Source organism: Bradyrhizobium sp. Rc3b, assembly GCF_900114915.1.
Classification (GTDB): domain Bacteria; phylum Pseudomonadota; class Alphaproteobacteria; order Rhizobiales; family Xanthobacteraceae; genus Bradyrhizobium.
In genome coordinates, this window is record NZ_FOUS01000005.1 from 250,958 (window position 1) to 273,102 (window position 22,145).

23 protein-coding genes, 1 tRNA gene and 2 pseudogenes are annotated in these 22,145 nt (G+C 64.1%); 16 read left to right on the top strand and 10 right to left on the bottom strand.

The window, feature by feature from the left end; genetic code table 11:
* Window positions 1-75 precede the first annotated feature (75 nt).
* A complete protein-coding gene (locus BM190_RS40400) occupies window positions 76-216 on the bottom strand; it encodes a hypothetical protein (protein WP_018321489.1) in 141 nt (46 codons plus the stop codon).
* A gap of 79 nt (window positions 217-295) precedes the next feature.
* Here BM190_RS40400 and BM190_RS13815 point away from each other — a divergent pair, with 79 nt between their 5' ends.
* The 6 genes from BM190_RS13815 to BM190_RS13845 all read left to right on the top strand — a co-directional run bounded on the left by BM190_RS13815 (window position 296) and on the right by BM190_RS13845 (window position 6,067).
* The gene (locus BM190_RS13815) at window positions 296-865 is read left to right on the top strand and encodes an alpha-ketoglutarate-dependent dioxygenase AlkB (RefSeq protein ID WP_092255450.1); all 570 of its coding nucleotides are present in this window, start codon (window positions 296-298) and stop codon (window positions 863-865) included.
* A 205-nt stretch (window positions 866-1,070) separates the two neighbouring features.
* On the top strand, window positions 1,071-1,475 hold the full coding sequence (locus BM190_RS13820) for a DUF3606 domain-containing protein (RefSeq protein ID WP_092255454.1): 405 nt from the start codon (window positions 1,071-1,073) through the stop codon (window positions 1,473-1,475).
* A 133-nt stretch (window positions 1,476-1,608) separates the two neighbouring features.
* On the top strand, window positions 1,609-2,538 hold the full coding sequence (locus BM190_RS13825; protein ID WP_092255458.1) for an alpha/beta hydrolase: 930 nt from the start codon (window positions 1,609-1,611) through the stop codon (window positions 2,536-2,538).
* Between the two features lie 152 nt (window positions 2,539-2,690).
* Window positions 2,691-3,914, top strand: a complete 1,224-nt coding sequence (locus BM190_RS13830; RefSeq protein WP_177237084.1) for an ABC transporter substrate-binding protein — start codon at window positions 2,691-2,693, stop codon at window positions 3,912-3,914.
* Window positions 3,915-4,316: 402 nt separating this feature from the next.
* Complete coding sequence (locus BM190_RS13840) at window positions 4,317-4,943, top strand: LysE family translocator (RefSeq protein WP_018316147.1); 627 nt, start codon at window positions 4,317-4,319, stop codon at window positions 4,941-4,943.
* 32 nt (window positions 4,944-4,975) lie between these two features.
* Complete coding sequence (locus BM190_RS13845) at window positions 4,976-6,067, top strand: enolase C-terminal domain-like protein (RefSeq protein WP_092255460.1); 1,092 nt, start codon at window positions 4,976-4,978, stop codon at window positions 6,065-6,067.
* Window positions 6,068-6,076: 9 nt separating this feature from the next.
* Here BM190_RS13845 and BM190_RS13850 read toward each other — a convergent pair whose 3' ends face one another.
* Window positions 6,077-6,616 carry a RidA family protein gene (locus tag BM190_RS13850; RefSeq protein WP_244550645.1) on the bottom strand — a complete coding sequence of 180 codons (540 nt, stop codon included), beginning with the start codon at window positions 6,614-6,616 and terminating at the stop codon, window positions 6,077-6,079.
* 89 nt (window positions 6,617-6,705) lie between these two features.
* Here BM190_RS13850 and BM190_RS13855 point away from each other — a divergent pair, with 89 nt between their 5' ends.
* The gene (locus BM190_RS13855) at window positions 6,706-7,173 is read left to right on the top strand and encodes an NUDIX hydrolase (protein ID WP_092255463.1); all 468 of its coding nucleotides are present in this window, start codon (window positions 6,706-6,708) and stop codon (window positions 7,171-7,173) included.
* A gap of 14 nt (window positions 7,174-7,187) precedes the next feature.
* On the opposite strand, the gene BM190_RS13860 is transcribed toward BM190_RS13855, so the two are convergent.
* The 3 genes from BM190_RS13860 to BM190_RS13870 all read right to left on the bottom strand — a co-directional run bounded on the left by BM190_RS13860 (window position 7,188) and on the right by BM190_RS13870 (window position 8,543).
* A complete protein-coding gene (locus BM190_RS13860; RefSeq protein ID WP_092255934.1) occupies window positions 7,188-7,673 on the bottom strand; it encodes an L-2-amino-thiazoline-4-carboxylic acid hydrolase in 486 nt (161 codons plus the stop codon).
* Between the two features lie 73 nt (window positions 7,674-7,746).
* On the bottom strand, window positions 7,747-8,283 hold the full coding sequence (locus tag BM190_RS13865) for a DUF488 domain-containing protein (RefSeq protein ID WP_092255465.1): 537 nt from the start codon (window positions 8,281-8,283) through the stop codon (window positions 7,747-7,749).
* A 32-nt stretch (window positions 8,284-8,315) separates the two neighbouring features.
* Window positions 8,316-8,543, bottom strand: coding sequence for a hypervirulence associated TUDOR domain-containing protein (locus BM190_RS13870; RefSeq protein ID WP_092255468.1), 228 nt, complete (start codon window positions 8,541-8,543; stop codon window positions 8,316-8,318).
* A 199-nt stretch (window positions 8,544-8,742) separates the two neighbouring features.
* On the opposite strand from BM190_RS13870, the gene BM190_RS13875 reads away from it, so the two are divergent.
* Complete coding sequence (locus BM190_RS13875) at window positions 8,743-9,267, top strand: DUF4440 domain-containing protein (RefSeq protein WP_092255471.1); 525 nt, start codon at window positions 8,743-8,745, stop codon at window positions 9,265-9,267.
* Window positions 9,268-9,499: 232 nt separating this feature from the next.
* Here the strand turns inward: BM190_RS13875 and BM190_RS13880 are convergent.
* Both BM190_RS13880 and cpdR read right to left on the bottom strand, forming a co-directional pair.
* A tRNA-Val gene (locus BM190_RS13880) sits at window positions 9,500-9,574 on the bottom strand.
* A 75-nt stretch (window positions 9,575-9,649) separates the two neighbouring features.
* Window positions 9,650-10,009, bottom strand: a complete 360-nt coding sequence (cpdR, locus tag BM190_RS13885) for a cell cycle two-component system response regulator CpdR (protein ID WP_007597092.1) — start codon at window positions 10,007-10,009, stop codon at window positions 9,650-9,652.
* A 326-nt stretch (window positions 10,010-10,335) separates the two neighbouring features.
* On the opposite strand from cpdR, the gene BM190_RS13895 reads away from it, so the two are divergent.
* The 5 genes and pseudogenes from BM190_RS13895 to BM190_RS41120 form a co-directional block, all read left to right on the top strand.
* A complete protein-coding gene (locus BM190_RS13895; protein WP_018316156.1) occupies window positions 10,336-11,226 on the top strand; it encodes an N-formylglutamate amidohydrolase in 891 nt (296 codons plus the stop codon).
* Between the two features lie 532 nt (window positions 11,227-11,758).
* Complete coding sequence (hisN, locus tag BM190_RS13900; protein ID WP_018316157.1) at window positions 11,759-12,541, top strand: histidinol-phosphatase; 783 nt, start codon at window positions 11,759-11,761, stop codon at window positions 12,539-12,541.
* 21 nt (window positions 12,542-12,562) lie between these two features.
* Entirely contained in the window at window positions 12,563-13,528 is a 966-nt protein-coding gene (locus BM190_RS13905) for a Bug family tripartite tricarboxylate transporter substrate binding protein (RefSeq protein ID WP_092255473.1), read from the top strand.
* Window positions 13,529-13,653: 125 nt separating this feature from the next.
* Window positions 13,654-13,890, top strand: a complete 237-nt coding sequence (locus BM190_RS13910) for a DUF3551 domain-containing protein (protein WP_092255938.1) — start codon at window positions 13,654-13,656, stop codon at window positions 13,888-13,890.
* A gap of 27 nt (window positions 13,891-13,917) precedes the next feature.
* Window positions 13,918-14,022 (top strand): annotated as a pseudogene (locus tag BM190_RS41120) (hypothetical protein); the annotation flags it as partial.
* An 18-nt stretch (window positions 14,023-14,040) separates the two neighbouring features.
* Here BM190_RS41120 and BM190_RS41125 read toward each other — a convergent pair.
* Window positions 14,041-14,322: pseudogene (locus BM190_RS41125) on the bottom strand (SIR2 family protein); the annotation flags it as partial.
* A 125-nt stretch (window positions 14,323-14,447) separates the two neighbouring features.
* Window positions 14,448-15,338: a LysR substrate-binding domain-containing protein gene (locus BM190_RS13920; RefSeq protein WP_092255480.1), complete on the bottom strand. Its 891-nt coding sequence runs from the start codon at window positions 15,336-15,338 to the stop codon at window positions 14,448-14,450.
* Between the two features lie 170 nt (window positions 15,339-15,508).
* Between BM190_RS13920 and BM190_RS13925 the strand changes: the two genes are divergently transcribed.
* The gene (locus BM190_RS13925) at window positions 15,509-16,261 is read left to right on the top strand and encodes a sulfite exporter TauE/SafE family protein (RefSeq protein ID WP_092255483.1); all 753 of its coding nucleotides are present in this window, start codon (window positions 15,509-15,511) and stop codon (window positions 16,259-16,261) included.
* A gap of 126 nt (window positions 16,262-16,387) precedes the next feature.
* On the opposite strand, the gene BM190_RS13930 is transcribed toward BM190_RS13925, so the two are convergent.
* Window positions 16,388-17,020, bottom strand: a complete 633-nt coding sequence (locus BM190_RS13930; protein ID WP_092255486.1) for a LysE family translocator — start codon at window positions 17,018-17,020, stop codon at window positions 16,388-16,390.
* A 247-nt stretch (window positions 17,021-17,267) separates the two neighbouring features.
* Here BM190_RS13930 and BM190_RS13935 point away from each other — a divergent pair, with 247 nt between their 5' ends.
* A complete protein-coding gene (locus BM190_RS13935; protein WP_177237068.1) occupies window positions 17,268-19,064 on the top strand; it encodes an adenylate/guanylate cyclase domain-containing protein in 1,797 nt (598 codons plus the stop codon).
* A gap of 192 nt (window positions 19,065-19,256) precedes the next feature.
* Window positions 19,257-22,019, top strand: coding sequence for a di-heme-cytochrome C peroxidase (locus BM190_RS13940; protein WP_092255493.1), 2,763 nt, complete (start codon window positions 19,257-19,259; stop codon window positions 22,017-22,019).
* The last annotated feature ends 126 nt before the right edge of the window (window positions 22,020-22,145 follow it).

The window sequence follows — 22,145 nt, forward strand, 5'->3', positions numbered from 1 at the left end:
GAGGTCATCGCCCCTCAGCTTTTATTTGGGCATGATCTGTTCGGAAAACCGCTTCACACTTTTCCGGATCATGCCCTAGATCGCAAACACCCACGCCGCGACGATTGTGCCGATGGTGACGAGACCAGCGATGGTCCAGCCAGCGGCATATTCCAGCTCAGGATGACCGGTCGCCCGCATGATCTCTGCCGGATCGGCGGTATGCTTGTGTGCCATGACAGCCTCGCACGTTTCTTCCCGCGTCATATGTAAGTCGCACCAGCCGCCATTAGGTTCCATCACGGAAATGCGAGGCATGACGCAGCTTGGCTTGTTCGCCGTCCCTGACGAAGGCCCTACCGGTCTTCGCTACGCGGACAATTTTATCGAAACCGCCGTCGAGCAAGGCTTGATCGGCCGCATCGCAACATTGCCGCTCGAGCGTTTTCAGTTCGGGGCGTTCGAGGGCAACCGCCGGGTGGCGTCGTTCGGCTATCGCTATGACTACACGCTGCAGCGGCTCGCCGAGGCGGAGCCGATCCCGGACTGGCTATTGACCATCGCGCGTCAGGCCGAGGCCTGGGCCGGGCTGCCGGAGGCCAGCGTCCGGCAGATGCTCTGCACCGAGTATGAGGCCGGCGTCGGCATCGGCTGGCACCGCGACAAGCCGCACTTCGACAAGATCCTCGGCCTGTCGCTCGGCTCGGCCTGCAAATTCCGCTTCCGCCGCCGCAGCGGCGACAAATGGCAGCGCCATACGCTCGAGGCCCAGTCGCGCTCGCTGTACATGATGGAGGGCGAGGCGCGCTCGCAATGGGAGCACAGTATCCCGCCGGTCGAGGCGCGGCGTTACTCCATCACGTTCCGGACGATGAAGCGGGCCTAACGCGGCCGGCCAAACAAAAAATGCGAAAACAACCCCATGCAAAGTAGAACGCCCGTTCTGCCCGAGGCGTGGCCACGCCGCACAAGGGTTTGACACATCGGTGCAAAACCGCCGCCTTGCGCAATCACCGCACGGCTTGCGTCTTGCCTTCCGAATCCGGTTGCATGCTAGATTGGCAGCACGCATTCCGCGGCAGGAGGGAAGCATGGCCGACAACAAGGCAAAGCGCGGCGGGGCCGATCGGGCGCTGATTGCGCTCACGGAAAAATATGAAGTCGCCTACTGGTCGAAGAAGTTCAAGGTGACCCCCGCCAAGCTGAAATACGCCGTCAAGAAGGTCGGCCGTTCCGCCAAGAAGGTCGAGGCGTATATCAAGCTCCAGAAGCACCGCGCCTCCGACAAGAGCCGGATCGCGCTGAGCGAAGCCTATGAGGTCCGTTACTGGTCGAAGAGATTCAAGATCACCCCGGCCAAGCTGAAAGCTGCCGTCGCCGCGGCCGGCCATTCCTCCAGGAAGGTCGAGGCCTATCTCGCCGCCCGGAAGGCTGCAAAGAAGAAGTCCGCCAAGAAGACGACGAAGAAGGCTGCCAAGCGCAAGAGCGCCGCCTGAAACGCCGCCAAGCCTTGAAACGGCGGACGAACCAAAGGTGCCGTGAAATCGCCTCAAGGCGGACGAATAAGGCGAATTGAAAAGACAGGCCAAACCGGCGAACCAATATGGGGGGCGCAAAGGCCGGCACCAAATGAAGAATTATCTCGCTTTTTTCCTGTTTCTGACCATCACGACAGCATCCGCGCATGGCCCGTTGCCGGCGCCGCTGACGCCGCCCTCCGACCTCATCCAGACAGGCCTGACCGATTCCGACACCACCGCCGGCGGCACCGCGCGGCTGTGCGAGCAGGTCACCTTCTCGCGGGGCCTGCGCTACGGCGAGAGCGAGGCCAACGTGCTCGACGTCGCCGCCAGCACGACCAAGGCGGATACGCCGCGGCCGGTGCTGCTGTTCGTGACCGGCGACAGTTTCACCGGTGACCGCGCCGCCCCCGAGCTGTCGCGCCAGATCCAGGACCAGGCCATGTGCTTTGCCGCCCGCAATGACATGATCGGGGTGCGCGTCAATTATCGCCTGGCCCCCGCAGCGACCTGGCCGATGGGAGCGACCGACGTGGCGGCGGCGCTGTCCTGGGTTCACGGCAATATCGACCTGTTCAACGGCGACGCCCGCGAGATCGTCGCGGTCGGCTACGGCGCCGGCGCGTTCCATGTCGCAACCCTGCTGGCGCATCCCGACCTCCAGGCCGACCGTGCCGATGTCGCGGCCGTCGTGCTGGTATCCGGCATCTACCGTGCCGGCAAGGACGCCAGCGACAGCGAGAAGGCCTATCTCGGCGGCGACGCCAGCCAGTACAACGCGCGCTCGGTATTCCCCGGCATCCTCAATGTCGATGTGCCGATCGTGCTGGCCTGGGCCGCGGACGATTCCCCTGGCCTCGTGACGCAGGGCGAGACCCTGAAGAAGACGCTCTGCGGCGCCGGCCATTGTCCGCGCAGCGCGCTGCTGCGCAGCCGCGACGGCATCGCCTCCGCCTTCGGATTGGATGGCTCCGGCGACAGCCTCGCCGAGCCGACCCTGCTGCTGGTGCATCAGCTCGAGGCGCGCGGGCTGCCGTAGCGGCGTGTCAGTACGCCTGCCATTTCGTACGGGCCTGCGCTGTATTGAAGCGGGCTGCCAAGCCACACGATTGCCAAACGCCTGATCTAGATCAACTCGCCTTGGTGCGGACTGAGCCGACCTCGTTGGGGGCCAACGACAAGGTGTCGAGCATGCGCGTCACCGGCAGACTGCTGTTCGTTTTGATCGCCGCACTCGCGTCGCTTGGCGCGATGTCCGAGCAACGCGCGGACCAACCCACAAGCGACAAGGAAATCCGCGTCGGCAATGTCATGCCGTATTCGGGAGCGCTCTCTGAATTCGGCGCGATCGGTCAGGCGGAGGCCGCCTATTTCGACATGGTCAACGCGCGCGGCGGCATCAATGGCCGCAAGATCCGCTTCATCACGCGCGACGACAATTCCGATCCGTCGACCGCGCTGGAGCTGACGCGCAATCTGGTCGAGAAGGACGACGTGCACCTGATGTTCGGGTCGTTCGGCACGCCCGGCAATCTCGCCACGCGCTGGTATCTGAACGAGAAGAAGGTGCCGCAGCTTTTCGTCGCCTCCGGCGACGAGGAGCTGAGCCAGGCCAGGGCTTTCCCCTGGACCATGGGCTGGCAGCCGTCGATCCGGTCGGAGGGGCGCATCTACGCCAACTACATTCAGGCCTATTATCCCAGGAAGAAGATCGTCGTGCTCTGGCAGAACGACCAGTTCGGACGCATGCTCTACAAGGGAATCCAGGACGGACTTGGCGATCTAAACCGCCATGTCCTCGTCGACATCGCCTTTGACATCGGTGACGAGCACCTCGACGGGCACGTCTCGATCCTCAAGCGCGCCGGCGCCGATATCTTCGTCTTTCTAGGCGTACCGTCGACGGCATCCAAGGTGATCAGGCTCGCGGCTTCGCTCAACTGGCGTCCGGTCTTCATCGTCAACGATACTTCCGCCTCGATCGCCAATGCGATGGCGCCCGCAGGCCTGGAGAATTCGGCCGGCGTGATCTCGGCGGCCTTCCTGAAGGACCCCAGCGACCCCGCCTGGAAAGACGATCCTGCCATGAAGGAATGGTTCGCCTTCATGGACAAATACCATCAAGTCGAAAGCACCAACAACAGCGCCGCGGTCTTCGGCTACGCCGCGGCCGAGGCGTTGACGCAGGTGCTGAAGCAATGCGGCGACGACCTGTCACGCGAGAACATCATGCGTCAGGCGGCTTCGCTGAGGGGTTACAACCCTTCCGTCGCGCTGCCCAACATCAGGATGAATACCTCGCCGAACAACTATCTGCCGATCAAGCAGATGCGGCTGGTGCAGTTCGACGGGCGGTCGTGGCAGCCTTTTGGTGAGGTGATCGAGACGGCGTTCACGGAGGGGGCGGCGAGGTGAGGCCCACGTAGACCTTTTGGTGGGCCTCCTTCCTCTCTCGTTGCGGGAAGCGCACGCTTACCCTCCCCTGGAGGGTAAGAGAGCATGCCCCACGGAAGCTCTCTCAGAACAGCAGCCCTCACGCGGGCTTGAGCGAAGCCAGTGCGTTTTCCAGCAGCGCGCGCCGCATCGCCGGATTTCACCACCGCGGGATCGAGATAGAGCTCCAGGCCCGGCGCGCGCTCGGTGATGACACCGCTTCGCTCGGCCGCCGCATCGCTCAGCGCGTCGACCGAATAGGGAATCACCTCGCGGCTGATGGAGACAGCTCTGAGAACCAGGAGCCTATGCCGCATCGAGGGCTTGCATTGAGAGACCGGGTCTGGCTGGTTCTAGCTCCTGACAATCAGACCGGAACTCACCATGATCCAGTTCGACACGTTGCTGACCTATATCGCGGTGGTTCTCGGCCTCTTTCTCATTCCGGGTCCCGCGGTGCTCTTGGTGCTCGGGCGCGCGTCTGTGGGCGGGCATCGCGTCGGAATTGCCACCGGTCTTGGCATCGCTACTGGAGACCTGCTTCACACCGCGATGGCTACGCTCGGATTGTCGGCGGTGCTGATGACCTCGGCCCTCGCCTTCAGCCTGGTGAAGTACGCCGGCGCTGCCTACCTCATATATCTCGGCATCCGCGCGCTTATGGAAAGAGGCGAGGATATCAAGTTGGCGCAGTCGCGTTTGGTCGACGCGTCGCTCGCCTTCCGGCAGGCGGTGCTGGCCGAACTGCTCAACCCGAAGACGGCGCTCTTCTTCCTGGCCTTTCTCCCACAGTTCGTACATTCCGAGAAGGGCTCCGTCGTTGCCCAGCTTGCAATTCTTGGCCTCATCTTCGTCATCATGAGCGCGATCTACACCGCGTTGATCGCTCTTGTTGCCGGGCAAGTCGCTGGCTGGCTCACCCGTCATCGCAGCATCGGCCGCTGGCAGGGCCGCGTCATCGGGGCGATCTACCTGGGTCTTGGCGTTCGCATGGCCTTGCAGCAAAAGTAGCCTGATCGTTCCGCCCCCGCCTGGAGAGACTCATGACCGAGACCATTCGCATCAAGCGCTTCCATGCGCGGCCCGTGATCGTGCCGATGAACCTGCCGCTGCAGACCTCGACCGGCGCTGTCGCCAAAGCCCCGCTGGTGCTGATCGACTGCGAGACCGACCAGGGCGCCCGCGGGCACGCCTATCTGTTCTCGATCACACCGTCGGCATTGAAGCCGCTGACGGCGATGGTCACGGAAATGTCAGACCTGCTTGCCGGCGACGAGCTGCTGCCGTTCGAGATCGAGCGCAAGCTGACCCAGCGCTTCACCCTGCTTGGCCTCGCCGGCCTGCAGCGGCTGGCGCAATCCGGCATCGACATGGCGGCGTGGGATGCGCTTGCCCGCAGCAGAGGCCTGCCGCTGGCACGGCTGCTCGGCGGCGCGCCGAAGCCGGTCAGGGCGTACAATTCGAAGGGGCTCGGCATCATGCCGGCGGGCGCCGCGGTCGAGGAGGCGCACAAGCTGCTGGCCGAGGGGTTTCAGGCCGCCAAGATCCGCGTCGGCCGGCCTGATGCGCGGGAGGATCTCGCCGTCGTCCGCGCGGTGAGAAAGGCCGTCGGCGACGAGGTGACGCTGATGTGCGACTACAACCAGGCACTGACGGTGACCGACGCCATCCAACGCGGCGAGATGCTCGACGACGAGGGCTTGAGCTGGATCGAGGAGCCGATCCGCCACGACGATTATGCCGGCTGCGCCCGCATCGCCGACGCACTGCATACGCCGGTCCAGATCGGCGAGAATTTTGACAGCGCCTTCTCGATGCAGGCGGCGCTTTCCGCGGAAGCCTGCGATTACGTGATGCCCGACGTGCAACGGATCGGCGGCGTGACCGGATGGCTGCGCGCCGCGTCGCTCGCGCATGCCGCCGGCATCGAGATGTCCTCGCATCTGTTCTCCGAAGTGAGCGCGCATCTGCTCTGCGTGACGCCGACGGCGCACTGGCTGGAATATGTCGACTGGGCCGACGCTGTGCTGTCGACGCGGCTCGATATCAAGGACGGCTTTGCGCTGCCGAGCGAGGAGCCCGGCAACGGGATCGCGTGGGACGAGGCGGCGATTGCCAAATATCTCGTCAGATAACGCTGCCCGCTATGACCGAACAGCGGCAATCATGTTCAGCTCGACCGGCGCCCCTCGCGGCAACTCGGCGACGCCGACGGACGTCCGCGTATGACGACCGCGCTCGCCGAGGCGTTCGATCAGCCGGTCGGAGGCACCGTTCATGACTTGCGACTGCTGGGTAAATCCAGGCGCTGAAGCGACGTATCCAACGAGCTGCAGGACCTGGACGATCCGGTCCTCTCCGCCTGTGGCGTGATTGATGGCGGAGATGCAGAGATCAGCGCAAAGGGCAGCAGCTTCCTGTGCGGCCGCGATATCGACGCCTGCTCCGACCTTGCCCACATACAGCAGGTCTTCGCCGCGACGCGGCAGCTGGCCACTGACATAGGCGAGCCCGCCATGGATGATCACCGGCAAGTAGTTGCCGCCGGGCTTATTCACGCTGCTCATCTCAATAGCCTGCCTTCTCTTCACATCCGGCGGAGCGACGCATTTCGTCGCACGCGATAGCTCGATCGCACCAGCTCGCCGTGGCGGATGACCGGACAATGACAGGCCGCGAATCATGGATCAAGCCTGCGAAGCTGATCAGGCCTGGCGTGAAGACCTGACCTTCGTGCATTGCACGGAGGCGGCGCGCGCGATAACGATCCGTCATGACCATTTGGCGCCCTCATCCCCACATCCGCGTCGTCGCGATCGGCCTGCACTGGCGGGACGGGCGCCTGCTGGCGGCCGAAATTCGCGACGATGCCGGGCGGATCAAGGGCGTACGCCCGCTCGGCGGCGAGATCGAGTTCGGCGAGAGCTGGCGCGCTGCGCTGATGCGCGAGCTCAACGAGGAGCTCGGCATCGACGTCACCATCACAAGCGAGCCGTTGGTGCTGGAGAACATTTTTGTGCACGAGGGATCGACCGGGCACGAGGTGATGTTCATCTGCGAGGTGGAGTTTCCTGACGGCGCCTTCGCCGGTGAGGACCGCATCGACTTCCTCGAGGACAATGGAGAGCCGATCGTCGCGCGCTGGTTCAACCTTGCCGATCTCGATGTGGACGACGGACCGAGCCTTTATCCGACCGGGTTGAAGGATGTGCTGCTGGGAGCAAAAGACGGCGGGACGTGAGAGGAGGCGCTCCCTCACCGGCCCTCGCCGCCATCGCGCCGATAGCGGAAGTCGCAATGGGACGCGCCTTGCATGATCGTCTGCGTCCGCGTGAGCTTGATGTCGGGACCAAAGCCTTCCGCGGTCGCAAAATCGGCCGTGCAGATCAGGAGGAAGCCGAGCTCCGGTTCGCCGAGCGCTTTATAGAATTCGGCATAGGCGCAGCGCTTGACGTCGAAGGCAAAGGCATCATGCGACTGCTCGATGACGTCATAGGCGAGCGCGTCATCGCGGGAGTAGGTCTTGAAGGCAGACGATACAGCCTTGCCAAGATCGGCTTCGCTCTCGCCCCCGTTCTTGGCCTTCCAGAATTCCTCGCCGAAGCCGCGATAGAGATCGCCGAGCGCCTTGCGCACCAGCGCGTTGGCGCGCGCCTCGCCGAGCTCGGCCTGGAGCGCCTTGACCAGCGGCACCAGCACCTGGGCCTGGATTTTTGCTTGCTCGATGACGGATATGCTCATGGGCGGGCTCGCGTCGGAAGGCCACATCGCAGCCAGGATGGAGCGCAAGCATAATCTCCGCGGCGAGGATTGGCTAACTCTCGGCTGGGTAGGCTAGGCGGCCGTCAGCCACGCCCCGCGCCGCCGGGTTCATTTCGGCCGGTTTGACCTGCCCGGGACCGAGAATGTGGAACACCGTCTCGCCGGCGGCGAGCAGGTAGTCGGTGATGATCCTACGGTGACATCGCCACCACAATGTCTCCGCGCACATGATGGCGCAGCGCTCCATCTGCCCGACGGCGCGCAGATGTGCGAGCCCTTCGTGAAAGGCCGCGCCCATCGCGTGGTCGGCGTAATTGTGAAAGCTGCCGTTCTGCCAGAAGGCATTGGTCTCACGCGGCACCTCGCGCTTGCGGCTGCGCAGGCCGCCGAGCGAGGCAATGTGCTCGTAGCCGATCGAAGCAGCCGCGAGCGATTGCGGCAGGGTCTCGCGATTGTACTGCGGGTTGGTACGGGAGCGGGGCACGGTCCGAACGTCAACCACGAAGGTGACCGCGCTGTGATGCAACAATTCGAGGAATTCCTCGATCGAACGTGTGGCGTGGCCGATGGTGAAGAACGGATGAGCCATGGTGAGACCTCGACCGCTCGGCTCGCCGGCCGTCAGCTTTTCAACGACCGCAACGCCCGGCCCTTGTGCAGGGCGACGTGATCGGTCTTGTCGCTCCTGATCTCGTACTGCGGATCGTCGGGCGTGGCGTGATGGACGTAGCCCTTGTAATCGACGTCGGCGGTGTGCACGCGCTGGATATGGACGCGCACCCGGCCGGCCTCGGAATTCCAGCTGACGTGGTCGCCGACGGCAAACCTTTTTCCGCGGGTCTTGGACATGGCGGATCAATGCGCGGCAGCACCGGCCTGTTCCAGGGGGCAGCCCCCGACCGCGCGGGGCAGGCTAAATCCCTGCGGCAATCCACCAAGGCGTGGGCAACGAAGACGTGATGCAGCGGCGACCGCGGATCGCGCGATCCTGAAAGGTCGGCGAGGCGATCGATGATATTACGGCTATCATTCAAAACGAGAGGTAACCATGCCCCCTTCCGAGATGTCTCGAGGCTCCATCAGGCCGCGGCCATCTGGGCGATGCCGTCGTGCTGCGGCAGCGACCGCAGCGCTGGTGCTCGCCGCAACGTTCTGGTCAGCAGGAGGGGCGCAAGCTGCCGCAAATGACGCCGAGGCACGAGCCATCTTCGAGAAATTCATCGCCGCGCAGAATGCGCATGATGCGGACGATGTGAAGGTGATGCTCTGGAATTCGCCCGGCACGCTGTTGTTTGCGAGAGGCATCGAGACGCGAGGCCGCGATGCGGTCGCCACCCGCTTCAAGGCCTATTACGAGGGCACCTGGCACCTCGAACCCGACATGTCGAAATTCCACGTTGCGGTGATCTCGAACGAGGTGATGCAGATTCTCGTTCCAATCGTTTTCACACGCGGCCTTCCGAGCAAGCCGTCGCAACAAAATACGTTTCTGATCAGCCAGACCTACGTTCAGGATGCGACCGGCTGGCACGTCGCCTCCATCCTGCCGGTGGCGAACACGGAACTGAAGTGATGGCCGGGATGGGCCTCTGCAGGGGCAACCCGGATTGCGCTTCGCTCCATCCGGGCTACGGGCTGTCCAGCGAAACCGAGCAAGACGCCCCAGTCCGTCTCCGCTCTTCGAGCTACGCCGGACACGCTTCGCATTGAGATCGTGGCTTGCCGAGCCGTAGCTCGCGGCGGCAGCCCGCCTGCGCCCTTCGGGCTTCGGCGCGGCATCCTTTTCTCGCTTCGCGAGCGAAGGATGGTGGGCACGACAGGGATCGAACCTGTGACCCCTACCATGTCAAGGTAGTGCTCTCCCGCTGAGCTACGTGCCCTAATAGTCCACTTACGTCGGGTGGGGTCCCTATAACGGACGAGGGGACCCTGCGCAAGGACGGAACGGGGCCGATTTAGGCCGCCAGCATCTTGTTCACTTCGCTGACCAATTCGCGCAGATGCACGGGCTTGGACAGCACCTTGGCGTTCTTGGGGGCGTCCGAATCCGAGTTCAGGGCGACCGCGGCGAAGCCGGTGATGAACATGATCTTGATGTCGGGGTCGAGTTCCGAGGCCCGGCGGGCGAGCTCGATGCCGTCCATCTCCGGCATCACGATGTCGGTGAGCAGCATCTCGAACGGCTCTTCCCGCAACCGCTGATAGGCGGCCATGCCGTTGTCGTGGGACGAGACCTGAAAACCGGCGTTTTCCAGCGCCTTGACCAGGAAACGGCGCATGTCGTTGTCGTCTTCGGCGAGCAGGATTTTTGGCATGGCAGGAAACGTCGAATCCCCAGAGGATATCAGCAGAGCTTACTAAGCCGGACAGAGGGTAAATTTGGGGTGAAAATCTTAACCCCAAGCCGGCTGCGCTGCCGGCTCCTTGTGAACCGGAATGCTGCTCGAATCAATCGAGCCCCCGGCGCATCCCCGCTTCCCTGCCCACACGGTTAAGACATGTTCCAGCGCCAATCACATCTTTTCGCTTGGCAGAATGGTTGCGATTCCGGACAATGACGACACATAAGAGCCGCATCGATCGGCCGAATCAATTCGATCCGGGGCCCGGATCCTGCCGCTAAGGGACGAAGCCTGAGAAGATGACCCGGTTTGACGGCGAGGTGTCGCCAGCCTTCGAGATCGTTGAGCCCGCGCAATGGCGCGCGCCTGTCATCTTCAACTCGCCCCATTCCGGCTCGACCTATCCGGACGAATTCCTCGCGGCGTCCAGGATCGACCTGCCGACGCTGCGGCGGTCCGAAGATTCCTTCATGGACGAGCTGATCGGCCATTTGAGCGAGCGCGGCTTTCCGACCGTGCGGGTCAACTTTCCCCGCTCCTATGTCGACGTCAACCGCGAGCCCTATGAGCTCGATCCCCGCATGTTCAGCGGACGGCTGCCGAGCTTTGCCAATACCCGCTCGATGCGGGTCGCCGGTGGCCTCGGCACCATTCCGCGCGTGGTCGGCGACGGCCAGGAGATCTACCGCGACCGCATCCTGGTCGACGATGCGCTGGGGCGGATCGAGACGCTGTACAAGCCCTACCACCGCGCGCTGCGCCGGCTGATCAACAAGGTGCACCAGATGTTCGGCACCGTGGTGCTGGTGGACTGCCATTCGATGCCGTCGGTCGGCGTGTCCCGCGACGAGCCGCGCCGGCCCGACGTCGTGATCGGCGACCGCTACGGCACGAGCTGCACCCCGCTTCTGCCCGACCGGGTCGAGGAGACCATGACCGGCCTCGGCTATTCGATCGGCCGCAACAAGCCCTATGCCGGCGGCTTCATCACCGAGCATTACGGCAATCCCGCGAGTGGCCTGCACGCGGTGCAGCTCGAGCTCAACCGCGCGATCTACATGGACGAGCGGCGGCGCGAGCGGAGTGCGCGCTTTGCGCAAGTGGCATCCGACTTCGGCGTTCTCGCCGACGTGCTCGCGACCACGATTCCCTTCGGCGATCTCGGCCCGTTCCAGGCCGCGGCGGAATAGGCGCCGGCCTTCCTTCGTCAGATCGTATTGCCTGTGATTGGCGCGAGCGCGCCTTCGCTTTGCTTTCGAGGCGCACGTTGAAACGAAAACAGAGCCGCAAAGAAAAAAGGGCCGCTCGCGAATGACGCAAGCGGCCCAAGTCTAGGGAGGAAACGCCCAAGGAGGGCAGCGGTAACGCCAAGCGCTACCGCACCGCAACAATATGCGACCGCGACGCACAAAGTGCAAGGGCTTTCGAGCCGTTTCCCATGCAGTACGCACATGGCTCAATTGCTTCTATGGAAACCCAGATTCAGTTTCTTTGATAAGGAAATTCAATGGGTTGATAGTCATTTGCATACGAACAAGGCATATTCGGAACTAAGTTTTCAACTCCGTGATCGATATTTGGCCAGCAGATGACTTGAATGAGGCAGCCGCCTTCGGCATCCAAAATACCAGGGTGCAAGATCAAGACAGCGCTGCACGAGGGAGGCGAATTGAGCTAGGCAGGAGGAAGCTCCATCCAACTTTCGCTTTGAGGATTTGGCCTGTGACGGTGATCGACTTCTCCGCCTTCATCGGACGGCTCGCCACCGCCTCCGGCGAAACTATCCTGCCGTTCTTCCGCACCTCGCTGTCGATCGACGACAAGAGCAAGACCAAGGATTTCGACCCCGTCACGGAGGCCGATCGCGCCGCTGAGGCGGTGATGCGCCGGCTGATCAAGGCCAACTTCCCCCAGCACGGTATCGTCGGCGAGGAATTCGGCAACGAGCGCGAGGACGCCGACTATGTCTGGGTGCTCGACCCCATCGACGGCACCAAATCCTTCATCGGCGGCTTTCCGATCTGGGGAACGCTGATCGCACTGCTGCACAAGGGCGCGCCGGTCTACGGCATGATGCACCAGCCCTTCATCGGCGAGCGCTTCTCCGGCGACAACGGTTCGGCCAACTACAAGGGCCCGTCCGGCGAGCGCCGGCTCCAGGTCCGCCGCTGCGCCTCACTTTCGGAAGCCACGACCTACACCACCAGCCCGCTTCTGATGAACGACCGCGACCGCGCCATTTTCAGCCGTATCGAGCAGGGCGCGCGTCTGTCGCGCTATGGCGGCGACTGCTACTCCTATTGCATGCTGGCGGCCGGCCACGTCGATCTCGTGGTCGAGACCGAGCTGAAGCCTTACGACATCGCAGCGCTGATCCCGATCGTGACCGGCGCCGGCGGCGTCGTCACCACCTGGGAAGGCAAGCCGGCCCAGGGCGGCGGCCGCATCGTCGCGGCCGGGGATGCCAGGGTTCACGAAGAAGCACTGAAGCTGCTCAACCAATAACAAACGCGAGCGGAGGCTTGCATGACCATCTCACGCAGGCTTCTTCTTGGATTATTGCTGCTGCTGCCGACGCTGGCGTCCGCGCAGAACTTTCCGACGAAGCCGATCAAGTTGATCGTGCCGTTCCCGGCCGGCGGGCCCAACGACATCATCGCGCGGGTGATCGGCCAGCGCATGTCGGAGCTGTCAGGGCAGCCGGTGCTGATCGACAATCGCGGCGGCCAGGGCGGCGTGCTCGGCACCGATGCGGTCTCCAAGGCCCCGCCCGACGGCTACACCATCGCGATCTCCTCAGCCGGCGCGCTCGCGATCAGCCCGAGCATGGAGAAAGTCGCCTACGACACCTTGAGCGACCTTACCCCGGTGACGCTGGTTGCGACCGTGCCGGAAATGCTCGTGGTCGCCACCAACGTGCCCGCCAAGGACATCGGCGAATTGATCGCGCTCGCCAAGGCGCAGCCGGGAAAGCTCAACTTCGCCTCCTCCGGCGCTGGCAGCCTGCCACACCTCGCTGGCGAGCTGTTCAAGCTGACGGCGAAGATCGACATCGTCCACGTGCCCTATCGCGGCGCAGCTCCCGCCGTGAACGATCTCTTGGGCCAGCAGGTGCAGATGACGTTTCTCGATCTCCCCGTGCTGCTGCCGCAGGTCAAGGCCGGCGCGCTGCGTCCCATTGCGGTCGGCTCGGCCGCGCGGGCGCCGACCGCGCCCGATGTGCCGACCACCGCGGAAGCGGGTTTTGCCGGCCTCCACATCGAGAACTGGTACGGCATGGTCGCACCGAAGGGCACGCCGAAGGAGATCGTCACGGCGCTGCATGGCCTCGCCACCAAGGCGATGGCGGATCCGGCGGTGAAGGGAAAGCTCGCCGCCCAGGGCGCGACGCTGGTCGGCGACGAGCCGGAGCACTTCCGGCAGTTCATCGCGGACGAGACCGCGAAATGGGCCAAGGTGATCAAGGACGCCGGCGTGGAGACGGCGAAGTAGGGCCGGCTGACGGGCCGCTGGCGGCCGACCTCGCCGAACCCGATGTGCCGCGACCCCAGGCGTGCCGAGCCCATTTGGAACGCCGCCTCACTGGCCGCGTTTCAATGTCGAAATTGGAGATTTCCATGAAGCGTCGTTTGCTGATAGCTGCCGCCACTCTGTCGTTCATGGCGTGCCTTGGCTGTTCGACCTCGGCAGTTGCGCAGGATCGCTACTGCCTCCAGGGCCGGACCTGGGGCTATCCGGGCAATTGCCAGTTTGCCAGTTACGCTCAATGCATGGCGACCGCCTCGGGCACGCACGCCTATTGCGGCATCAACCCGCGCTATGCCCAGGCACGCCGTTACAGGGAATACCGGTAAGTAACCTCCGCCAAGGCGAGCCGTGCCATGGACCCGGAGCGATCCCTGACGGCCGTGGTCTTTTCCGGCGGCCTGGGCCTAGGTGCCTATCATGGCGGGGCATTCGAAGCCCTGACTGATCTGGCACCGCGGATCGATTGGGTGGCCGGTTCATCGGCGGGCGCGATCACGGCAGCCTTGATCGCGGGAGGCGGTCACGCCATCCATCGGCGCAATGGTGGTGATGTCCCAGTTGGCCAAGACGGCTTCCTGCACAGGATTGCGCTGCGCGACAAATACAAAGGATTTCGGCCGGTCCTGGCGGTGGCCGGAATCGTCTCAAATCTGCCGGTGCAGGAGCAGACGTATGTTGGGGGCGGACATGCTGTAGCCGACCAACAGCAGCATGCTTCCCAAGGCGTCGGCGCGGAAACGGATATCTAGCGGGGAATTGAGCAATCCGGAGAAAGACCAGATCGATCCGAAGCGGCCACCGGTCGACCTGGAGAATGGCAGAAATCGAACAGGCACTAGGCGCGGTCTGTCAGGACGTCGCTCCTCGATCGCGACGGCACTGCTCACACCGTCTCTGCCCTTAAATGCTCCACCAGCATCTTGGCCGGCCGTGGCAGCGCCTTGAAGCTGCGCGCGCAGATCACGAGGCGGCGGTTGGCGAAGGCATCGCGCAGGCGGACGATGGCGAGCGGCATCAGCTTGGCGCAGCGGCGGGCGGCGGATTCGGGCACGAGGGCCACGCCGACATCGGCGGCGACCATCTGGCAGATCGCGTCGAAATCGCGCAGGCGTGCGCGGAAATGCGGGCGCATGCCAAGCCGCGCCGCGTGCTTCGAAATATGCATCTGAAGCGCAGTGGCGCTGGTCAGCCCGACGAACTCGCACGCCCCCGCCTCCTGGAAATCGATCTGGCGGCGGCCGGCGAACGGGCCGCGGCGCGAGGTCACCAGCGCCAGGCGGTCCTCGCTGAACACAAAGCGCTCGATATGATCGGGCAGCGCGTGCTCGGCGGCGAAGCCGAGATCGGCCGCGCCTGCGGTGATCGCGGCTGCGATGTCGGTGCTCTCGCGCTCCTCGATGTCGACGGCGATGTCGCGATGCTCGCGCAGAAAGCCGGCCAGCGCCTTCGGCAGATGCTCGGACAGGCCGGAGGTGTTGGCGAGGAAATGCACACTGGCGCGCACGCCAGAGGCAAAGCCGGCGAGATCGCCGCGCATGGCGTCGATCTGGTGGATGACCAGCCGCGCATGGTCGAGCAGGCTTTCGCCCGCCGCGGTCAGCTCGACGCCGCGCCGTCCGCGCTTGAGCAGCGCGACCCCGAGCGCGTCCTCGAGCCCCTTGATGCGCGCGCTGGCCGAGGCCAGGGCCAGATGCGACCGCTCCGCACCGCGGGTGATGCTGCGCTGGTCGGCGACCGCGATGAACAGCTGGAGGTCGACGAGGTCGAAACGCATGGCAGGTCTCTTTCTTGTTGTTGGAGCACGATCTTGACGGAAAACCGCTGCGCACTTTGCGCTGACGCGGCCCTGCGGGTCCGGATCATGCGTCAGCCTTCGTCTCCAACGAAGGCTTGCTCCGTAACCTCCAGATTGTGCGTCGGCGCGGCTTCGGTCAATGTGCAGGCATGATCGACCCGCTTCTCATTGTCATCGCCGCCGTCTTCCTGGTCGCCGGATTCGTCAAGGGCGTGGTCGGGCTCGGCCTGCCGACCGTGTCCATGGGCCTGCTCGCGGTGAGCATGACGCCCAGCCGCGCGATCGCCATCGTCATCGTGCCCGCCATCGTCACCAACATCTGGCAGACCTTCGTCGGCCCTTATCTGCGCGACATCCTGAAGCGGCTGTGGCCGCTGATGATCGGCACCGTGATCGGATGCTGGCTCAATGCCGGCGCGCTGACCGGCCCGCATGCGCGCTACGGCACGATCGTGCTGGGCGTCCTGCTCGTCATCTACGCCGTGATCGGCCTGAACAAATTCCAGTTCCGCGTCGCGCAGCAAAACGAGAAATGGGTGGGCGGCGTGGTCGGTGTCGTCACCGGCGTGATCTCGGCCTCGACCGGCGTGCAGGTGATCCCCTCGATGCCGTTCATGCAGGCGATCGGCATGGAGAAGGACGAGCTGGTGCAGGCGCTCGGCGTGTTCTTCACGACAGCGACGCTGGCGCTCGCCTTCAACCTCACCGCCGTTGGCCTGGTGACGCCAGCCAATGTCGTGCCGGGCGCGGTGGGTATGGCCATGGCTTTTGCCGGCATGTTCGTGGGACAGTCGGTGCGGGCGCGAATGCCGGCGGAAGCGTTCCGCCGCTGGTTCCTGATCGCGATGATCCTGCTCGGCCTTTATCTCGCCGGCAGCGCGGTGGCGAAGGAATTCGGCTAGGGCAGACCGTAGGGTGGGCAAAGCGAAGCGTGCCCACGCATTTTTTGTGACCGAGAGAGGGTGGCGGGCACGGCGCAAGTGCGCCTTTGCCCACCCTGCGCAGCTTCCCTCATCCGTTCGAACGAGCTACCGCGTCTCCAGCATGGCGACGCGGATGCCGAGATAGATGAAGAGGCCGCCGAGCGCGCGGTTGACCCAGGCGATCGCACCTTCGGATTCTCGCAGCCGGTGGGCGGCTTTGGCCGCGAACGCGGCCAGCACCAAGCACCACAGCGTCCCTGTAGAGATGAAGATCAGGCCGAGCGTCAGGAAGGCGAGCGGCTTGTGCGGTGAATCGGCCGCAACGAATTGCGGCAGGAAGGCCAGGAAGAACAGCGCGACCTTGGGATTGAGCGCGTTAGTGAAGACCCCTTGGAGGAACACCCGCCGCAGCGAGCTTCGCACCGGCTCGTCGATCGCCGCCGCCAGCACAGGACGCGACCACAGCATCTGAATCCCGGTGAACACGAGATAGGCCGCGCCGACCAGTTTCAGGATCGAAAAGGCGGTCGACGAGGCCATCAGCAGGGCCGAAAGGCCGATCGCGGCGGCCGCGACATGGACAAAACAGCCGCAACTGATGCCGAATGCGGCCGCGGCGCCGCCCCGCCAGCCCATCTGCATGCTGCGACCGATGACGTAGACGGAATCAGGCCCCGGCGTGATGTTGAGCAGCACGCCCGAGAGGATGAAGAGCCCGATTTCGTGAATGCCCAGCATGCAAAAGGTGCCCCTGCCGCCCGTTCGTGCGTCGCAATTCCGCTTAGTCGGTTCGGCCGCCGCCGTCCACCGCCGGGATTGCGTGGGATTTACCTCGAATTTGCAATGCGGATCATGCTTCCGCTCGGCCACATCTGCTTTATAAAGGCGAGGTTCTTGAAATGCGGGATTCGAGCCGACTTGCCACGCTGTGGCCAGTCCCAGGTCCCTTCACGATCACTTATCGATCCCTTGGAGCTTCCGGGATATGGAAAGACGTCTGGCCGCCATCGTCTGCGCCGATGTCGCCGGCTATTCGCGCATGATGGGCAGCGACGAGGCCGGCACCCATGCCGCCTTCAAGGCCCATCGCAGCGCGATCCACCCGATCATCCTCAATCACGGCGGCCGCGTCGTGAAGAACACCGGCGACGGCTTCCTGCTGGAGTTCCCCTCGATCGTCGGCGCCACCGAGGCCGCGATCGCGATGCAGACGCTGATGGCGGAGCGCAACCACCATCTGCCGGCCGACCGCGCCATGCAGTTCCGCCTCGGCATCCACATGGGCGACGTCATCGCCGATGAGGACGAGGTATTCGGTGACGATGTCAACATTGCCGTCCGCCTGGAATCGGTGGCGAGCCCCGGCGGCTTTGCGATCTCGGCCAAGGCCTACAAGGAGGCGAGCAAGCATCTCAGCGTGCCGCTGGTCGATGCCGGCAATCATCGCTTCAAGAACATCAAGGATGCGGTCGGGGTCTGGACCTGGACACCCGAGGGTGCGCCGGCGCTCGCGCCCGAGCTCCGCGAGGCGTCCGCCCTCTCGCAACAATACCGCACCGCGATCGTCGGCGTGCTGCCCTTCGCCAATCTCAGCGATGCCCAGGACGAATATTTCTCCGACGGCCTCACCGAGGATCTGATCCACGCGCTGTCGCTGCAATCCTTCTATCGCGTGCTGAGCCGCAACTCGACTTTCGCCTTCAAGGGCAGGAACACCAGCACCCGCCTGATCGCGCGCGAGATCGACGCCACCTATTTGATCCAGGGCTCGGTGCGGCGCGCCGGAGCCAAGATCCGCGTCACCGCCGAGCTGATCGCGCCGGAGACCGGCGAGCAGCTCTGGACCGGCCGTTACGACCGCGACATCGGCGACTTCTTCGCGATGCAGGACGAGATCACGACCAATCTGTCCGCCGCCATCGCCACCGAGATCGTCCGTGCCGAAGCCTCGGCGCCCGCGCGACTCTCGACCGACGTCACCGCCTGGGACCGCTTCCTCAAGGGGCTGTCGCATTACTACCGGCAGACCAAGGAGGACCTGGCCACCGCCGTCGATCTGTTCCGGGAGGCCATCAGGGTCGATCCCAAACTGTCGATCGCGCACGCCTATCTCGCCACGATCCAGATCCAGAGCATCCAGTTCGGCTGGGTCAAGGGCACGCGAGAGATGTGGGCCGAGGCGATGAACCTCGCCGAAACCAGCGTCCGGCTCGACCCGCGCTCGTCCTTTGCATTCTCGATCCTGTCCTGGGCGCACGCCATGGAAGGGCATTATGAGGCGGCGATGGACGCGGCCAAGCGCGCGGTCGCGCTCAATCCCTACGACATGGGCGCGCGCGGCGTGCTCGGCATCTGCCATTTCGTCATCGGCGAGCACCGGGAGGCGATCGAGCTGTTCTCGATGGCCGCGCAGCGCGACAACAGCGACCCGCGCTACCAATGGGCGGCACTGAACGCCTTCAGCCATTATCTGTTGCGCCAATATGACGCGACCCTGTCATGGGCGCGCGAGCAGCTCTACATCAACCCCAACCACATGCAGGCGCTGGCGATCCGCGCCGCGGCCCTGGCACAATTGGGCCGGAGCGCCGAGGCGAGCGAGGCGACGGGCGTGCTGATGGGCAACTACCCGACCCTCAATGTCGATCGTCATTTGCGCAACTTCCACTGGAAGCGGCCCGAGGATCTCGCCCATTATCGCGAGGGGCTGCTGAAGGCCGGCGTGCCGCTCGGCAAGCTGACCCTGGTTCAGAGCGACGTCAAACGCGTCGCCGAGTCCTGACCGGCAGACCGCGGTCTCCCGCAGCCGTTCCCTTTGGTCTTTGGCCAGAACCGCCTGCTTGTTGACAGGACAGTGAATTCGGCCACACTTCGCCACACGCTGAAGTAGTATAATCTGATGTCGGTTTGTTAGGACTTTCCGCGCTTGATCGGCGCCTCATTTCACGATTCGCTGTTTTCAGGATTTTGGGCCATGCATGACCCCGCTTCGAAGCCGCCGTTCGATCCCTCGGTCCAGGTCTCGCCGAACAATCCCTGCCCATTCCTGCGCGGCCTCGTCGGCGAGGGCTTCGTCGAGGGCGGCACCGTCCCGCTCGGCAAGCTGTCGGAGACGATCGCGAACGCGACCGGCGAGACCGGGCTGAAGAAGGCGTCTGCCCAGCTCCAGGTCCGCGGCGTGGCGCTCATCGCCAATGGTCTCGGTCACATCCTCAAGAGCATCTTTTCGGGCGCGCAGCTCGATGCGCTGCGCGGGGGCCCGCTGGACAAACGCGGTGCCGGCTCGCGCATCCTCGGCGTCGACGGCAAGGTCAACGACGACGAGATCGCTCGGTTCGCGAGTTTCGGCCGGACTTACACCGATCCGAATGGCGGCTCCGAGCTGGGCCTCAACGCCTCGGAAATCGAAATCTTCATGCGCGACAACCTCAAGCGCGCCGGCAGCGCCGCGCGCTGGTACTACCCGCTGCTGATGAAGTTCGAATGGCCGATCCTCCTGAAGATCATCGGCAAGGGCACGGGCGAGGATCGCTATCTCAGCGTTGCCGACGTGCGCACGCTGTTCAACGAGCGCCAATTCCCCGCGCGCATCAACCAGCGACTGGTCCCGCCGGTGCTATCGACCTGCCAGCGCGTGGTGCGGGGCGCCCTCAAGCTTGCGGCCTTGCTGATCGCCGTCGGCCTCGTTGCTCTTGTCGCGGTGGCCGAATTCCCCAATCAGGTTCGCGCCATGCTGCCGCAGAAGGGAATTCTCGTAAATCTCCTGCCGCCGCCCTTGCCTGCGGTCCCGGAGACGAAGGCCGCCTTCTGGCTCGAGCAAAACTGGTCGCTGAAGGACCGGCACTGGTTCCACCATGCCAGCCAGGGCACCGCGACCTTCCCCGTGCCCTATGAATGGTTCATGGCGCTGGAGCAGCCACGCCTTCATCTGTTCTCGAAGCCCGGCATGATGAAGGACAGCGCCTACCTCGAAGGCTTCGGCTTCATCCCGAGCCCGCAATCGATCCAGACCGACACGACGACGTTGCGCCGCTTCGGTTACGCCAATGTCTACGAGACGACGCAGGTGCCGGACTGGTCGACCAGATGGACGCCGGTGGAGAACGTCGACGGCCTGCCGGTCGGTTTCGCGCGGATGACCGGCGTCGTCGATCCCGCGACCGGCCGTCGCGAGGAAGATAAGATCGGGCTGACCTGCGCGGCCTGCCACACCGGCCAGATCCATTACCAGGGCGTGGACGTGCGCTTCGACGGCGGCCCGGCCATGACCGACCTGAAGAAGCTGGAGCTCTCGACCGGCCTGTCGATCGCCTACACCCTGTATGTCCCGTTCCGCTTCCAGCGCTTTGCCGATCGCGTGCTCGGCCCCGATGCCAGCAAGACTGACCGCGCCGCACTCAAGCAGAAGCTCAACGCGATCGGCACGTTCCTGATCGACTGGGCGAAAACCCAGCAAAAGACGGTTGAAAGCAAGAAGACCTGGAACGGCAGGCAGCAGCAGGACACGGAGGAAGGGTTCGGCCGCCTCGACGCTCTCAATCGCATCGGCAACCAGGTCTTCTCACAGGATCTCGCGCTGAGCGGGGTCAAGGGCTTCGAGAAGAACCTGCATGCCCAGGACGCGCCGGTCAGCTACCCCGCGATCTGGACCGTGCCCTGGTTCAAATTCGCCCAGTACGACGCATCGATCGAGCAGCCGTTGATCCGAAATGCCGGTGAAGCGCTCGGCGTGACTGCGCTGCTCAACCTGTCCGATGCCTATCCGGAGGACCGGCTGTGGCGGTCCTCAGTGAACATCAGGACACTCGGCTGGATCGAGGACATGCTGAGAGGCCCCGATCCGTTCAAGCCGGCCGATCCCTCTGCCGATCCGAAATTCGGCGGCCTGCTGGCGCCGCAATGGCCCTCGCAGATCCTCGGCGATGCATGGAGGATCGATCAGGCCAAGGTCGAGAACGGCCGCAAGATCTACGCCGAGATGTGTTCCGGATGTCACCTGCCGGCCGTCAACACCAAGGCTTTCTGGTCCTCGACTCATTGGGAGGCGAGCGGCGACAGCAAGGTCCTGAACGCGGTCACGATTCCCCTCAAGGAGATCAAGACGGATCCCGAACAATCCCTTGTTCTCAGCAACAGGATCGTCGATGTGCCCGGCTTCCTGAAGGTGAATACGGCCGACCTCCAGAAATGGTGGCAATGCGACATCCCGACCGCGAGCAAATCGCCCAATGAGATGGTCTATGCGCTCGGGCTCATGACGGTGGTCGATCTCGTCGCCCGCAAATGGATGGACGACGAGAAGGTCCCGGAGGCCGAACGGGCGAAATTGTGGAATCTCGCGCGCAAGAATTGTCTCAATCCGGCGCCCGACCCGCGCTATCGCGCGCGGCCATTGAACGGCATCTGGGCAACGGCGCCTTACCTGCACAACGGTTCGGTGCCTTCGCTGTATTGGTTGCTGAAGCCGGCGAACGAGCGCCCAACCAAATTCTGCATGGGCCGCCGCGACTATGATCCCGTCACCGTCGGCTTTGCGGTGACCGCGGATGAGACGTGCAAGACGGGCGAAACGCAGTTCTCGGCGGGGTCGGAGAAGGACCCGGTCCAGGGTAACAGCGTGCTCGGCCATTCCTTCGAGCGCAAGGAAGGCGAACCGAAACGCGACGGCGTCATCGGCCGCATGTTCAAGGACGATAACGAGCGCTACGACCTGATCGAGTATCTGAAGACGCTGTAGATGATCTTCACCTCTCCCCGCTTGCGGGGAGAGGTCGAATTCGATTGCAGATCGAATTCGGGTGAGGGGGACTCTCCGCGAATCCAACTCTCACCGCCCCCGCGGAGACTCCCCTCACCCCGACCC

Bases quoted from the DNA above. Each gene is read 5' to 3' on its own strand.
- BM190_RS40400 (WP_018321489.1), bottom strand. From the start codon at position 216: ATGGCACACAAGCATACCGCCGATCCGGCAGAGATCATGCGGGCGACC.
- BM190_RS13815 (WP_092255450.1), top strand. From the start codon at position 296: ATGACGCAGCTTGGCTTGTTCGCCGTCCCTGACGAAGGCCCTACCGGT.
- BM190_RS13820 (WP_092255454.1), top strand. From the start codon at position 1,071: ATGGCCGACAACAAGGCAAAGCGCGGCGGGGCCGATCGGGCGCTGATT.
- BM190_RS13825 (WP_092255458.1), top strand. From the start codon at position 1,609: ATGAAGAATTATCTCGCTTTTTTCCTGTTTCTGACCATCACGACAGCA.
- BM190_RS13830 (WP_177237084.1), top strand. From the start codon at position 2,691: ATGCGCGTCACCGGCAGACTGCTGTTCGTTTTGATCGCCGCACTCGCG.
- BM190_RS13840 (WP_018316147.1), top strand. From the start codon at position 4,317: ATGATCCAGTTCGACACGTTGCTGACCTATATCGCGGTGGTTCTCGGC.
- BM190_RS13845 (WP_092255460.1), top strand. From the start codon at position 4,976: ATGACCGAGACCATTCGCATCAAGCGCTTCCATGCGCGGCCCGTGATC.
- BM190_RS13850 (WP_244550645.1), bottom strand. From the start codon at position 6,616: ATGATTCGCGGCCTGTCATTGTCCGGTCATCCGCCACGGCGAGCTGGT.
- BM190_RS13855 (WP_092255463.1), top strand. From the start codon at position 6,706: ATGACCATTTGGCGCCCTCATCCCCACATCCGCGTCGTCGCGATCGGC.
- BM190_RS13860 (WP_092255934.1), bottom strand. From the start codon at position 7,673: ATGAGCATATCCGTCATCGAGCAAGCAAAAATCCAGGCCCAGGTGCTG.
- BM190_RS13865 (WP_092255465.1), bottom strand. From the start codon at position 8,283: ATGGCTCATCCGTTCTTCACCATCGGCCACGCCACACGTTCGATCGAG.
- BM190_RS13870 (WP_092255468.1), bottom strand. From the start codon at position 8,543: ATGTCCAAGACCCGCGGAAAAAGGTTTGCCGTCGGCGACCACGTCAGC.
- BM190_RS13875 (WP_092255471.1), top strand. From the start codon at position 8,743: ATGCCCCCTTCCGAGATGTCTCGAGGCTCCATCAGGCCGCGGCCATCT.
- cpdR (WP_007597092.1), bottom strand. From the start codon at position 10,009: ATGCCAAAAATCCTGCTCGCCGAAGACGACAACGACATGCGCCGTTTC.
- BM190_RS13895 (WP_018316156.1), top strand. From the start codon at position 10,336: ATGACCCGGTTTGACGGCGAGGTGTCGCCAGCCTTCGAGATCGTTGAG.
- BM190_RS13905 (WP_092255473.1), top strand. From the start codon at position 12,563: ATGACCATCTCACGCAGGCTTCTTCTTGGATTATTGCTGCTGCTGCCG.
- BM190_RS13910 (WP_092255938.1), top strand. From the start codon at position 13,654: ATGAAGCGTCGTTTGCTGATAGCTGCCGCCACTCTGTCGTTCATGGCG.
- BM190_RS13920 (WP_092255480.1), bottom strand. From the start codon at position 15,338: ATGCGTTTCGACCTCGTCGACCTCCAGCTGTTCATCGCGGTCGCCGAC.
- BM190_RS13925 (WP_092255483.1), top strand. From the start codon at position 15,509: ATGATCGACCCGCTTCTCATTGTCATCGCCGCCGTCTTCCTGGTCGCC.
- BM190_RS13930 (WP_092255486.1), bottom strand. From the start codon at position 17,020: ATGCTGGGCATTCACGAAATCGGGCTCTTCATCCTCTCGGGCGTGCTG.
- BM190_RS13935 (WP_177237068.1), top strand. From the start codon at position 17,268: ATGGAAAGACGTCTGGCCGCCATCGTCTGCGCCGATGTCGCCGGCTAT.
- BM190_RS13940 (WP_092255493.1), top strand. From the start codon at position 19,257: ATGCATGACCCCGCTTCGAAGCCGCCGTTCGATCCCTCGGTCCAGGTC.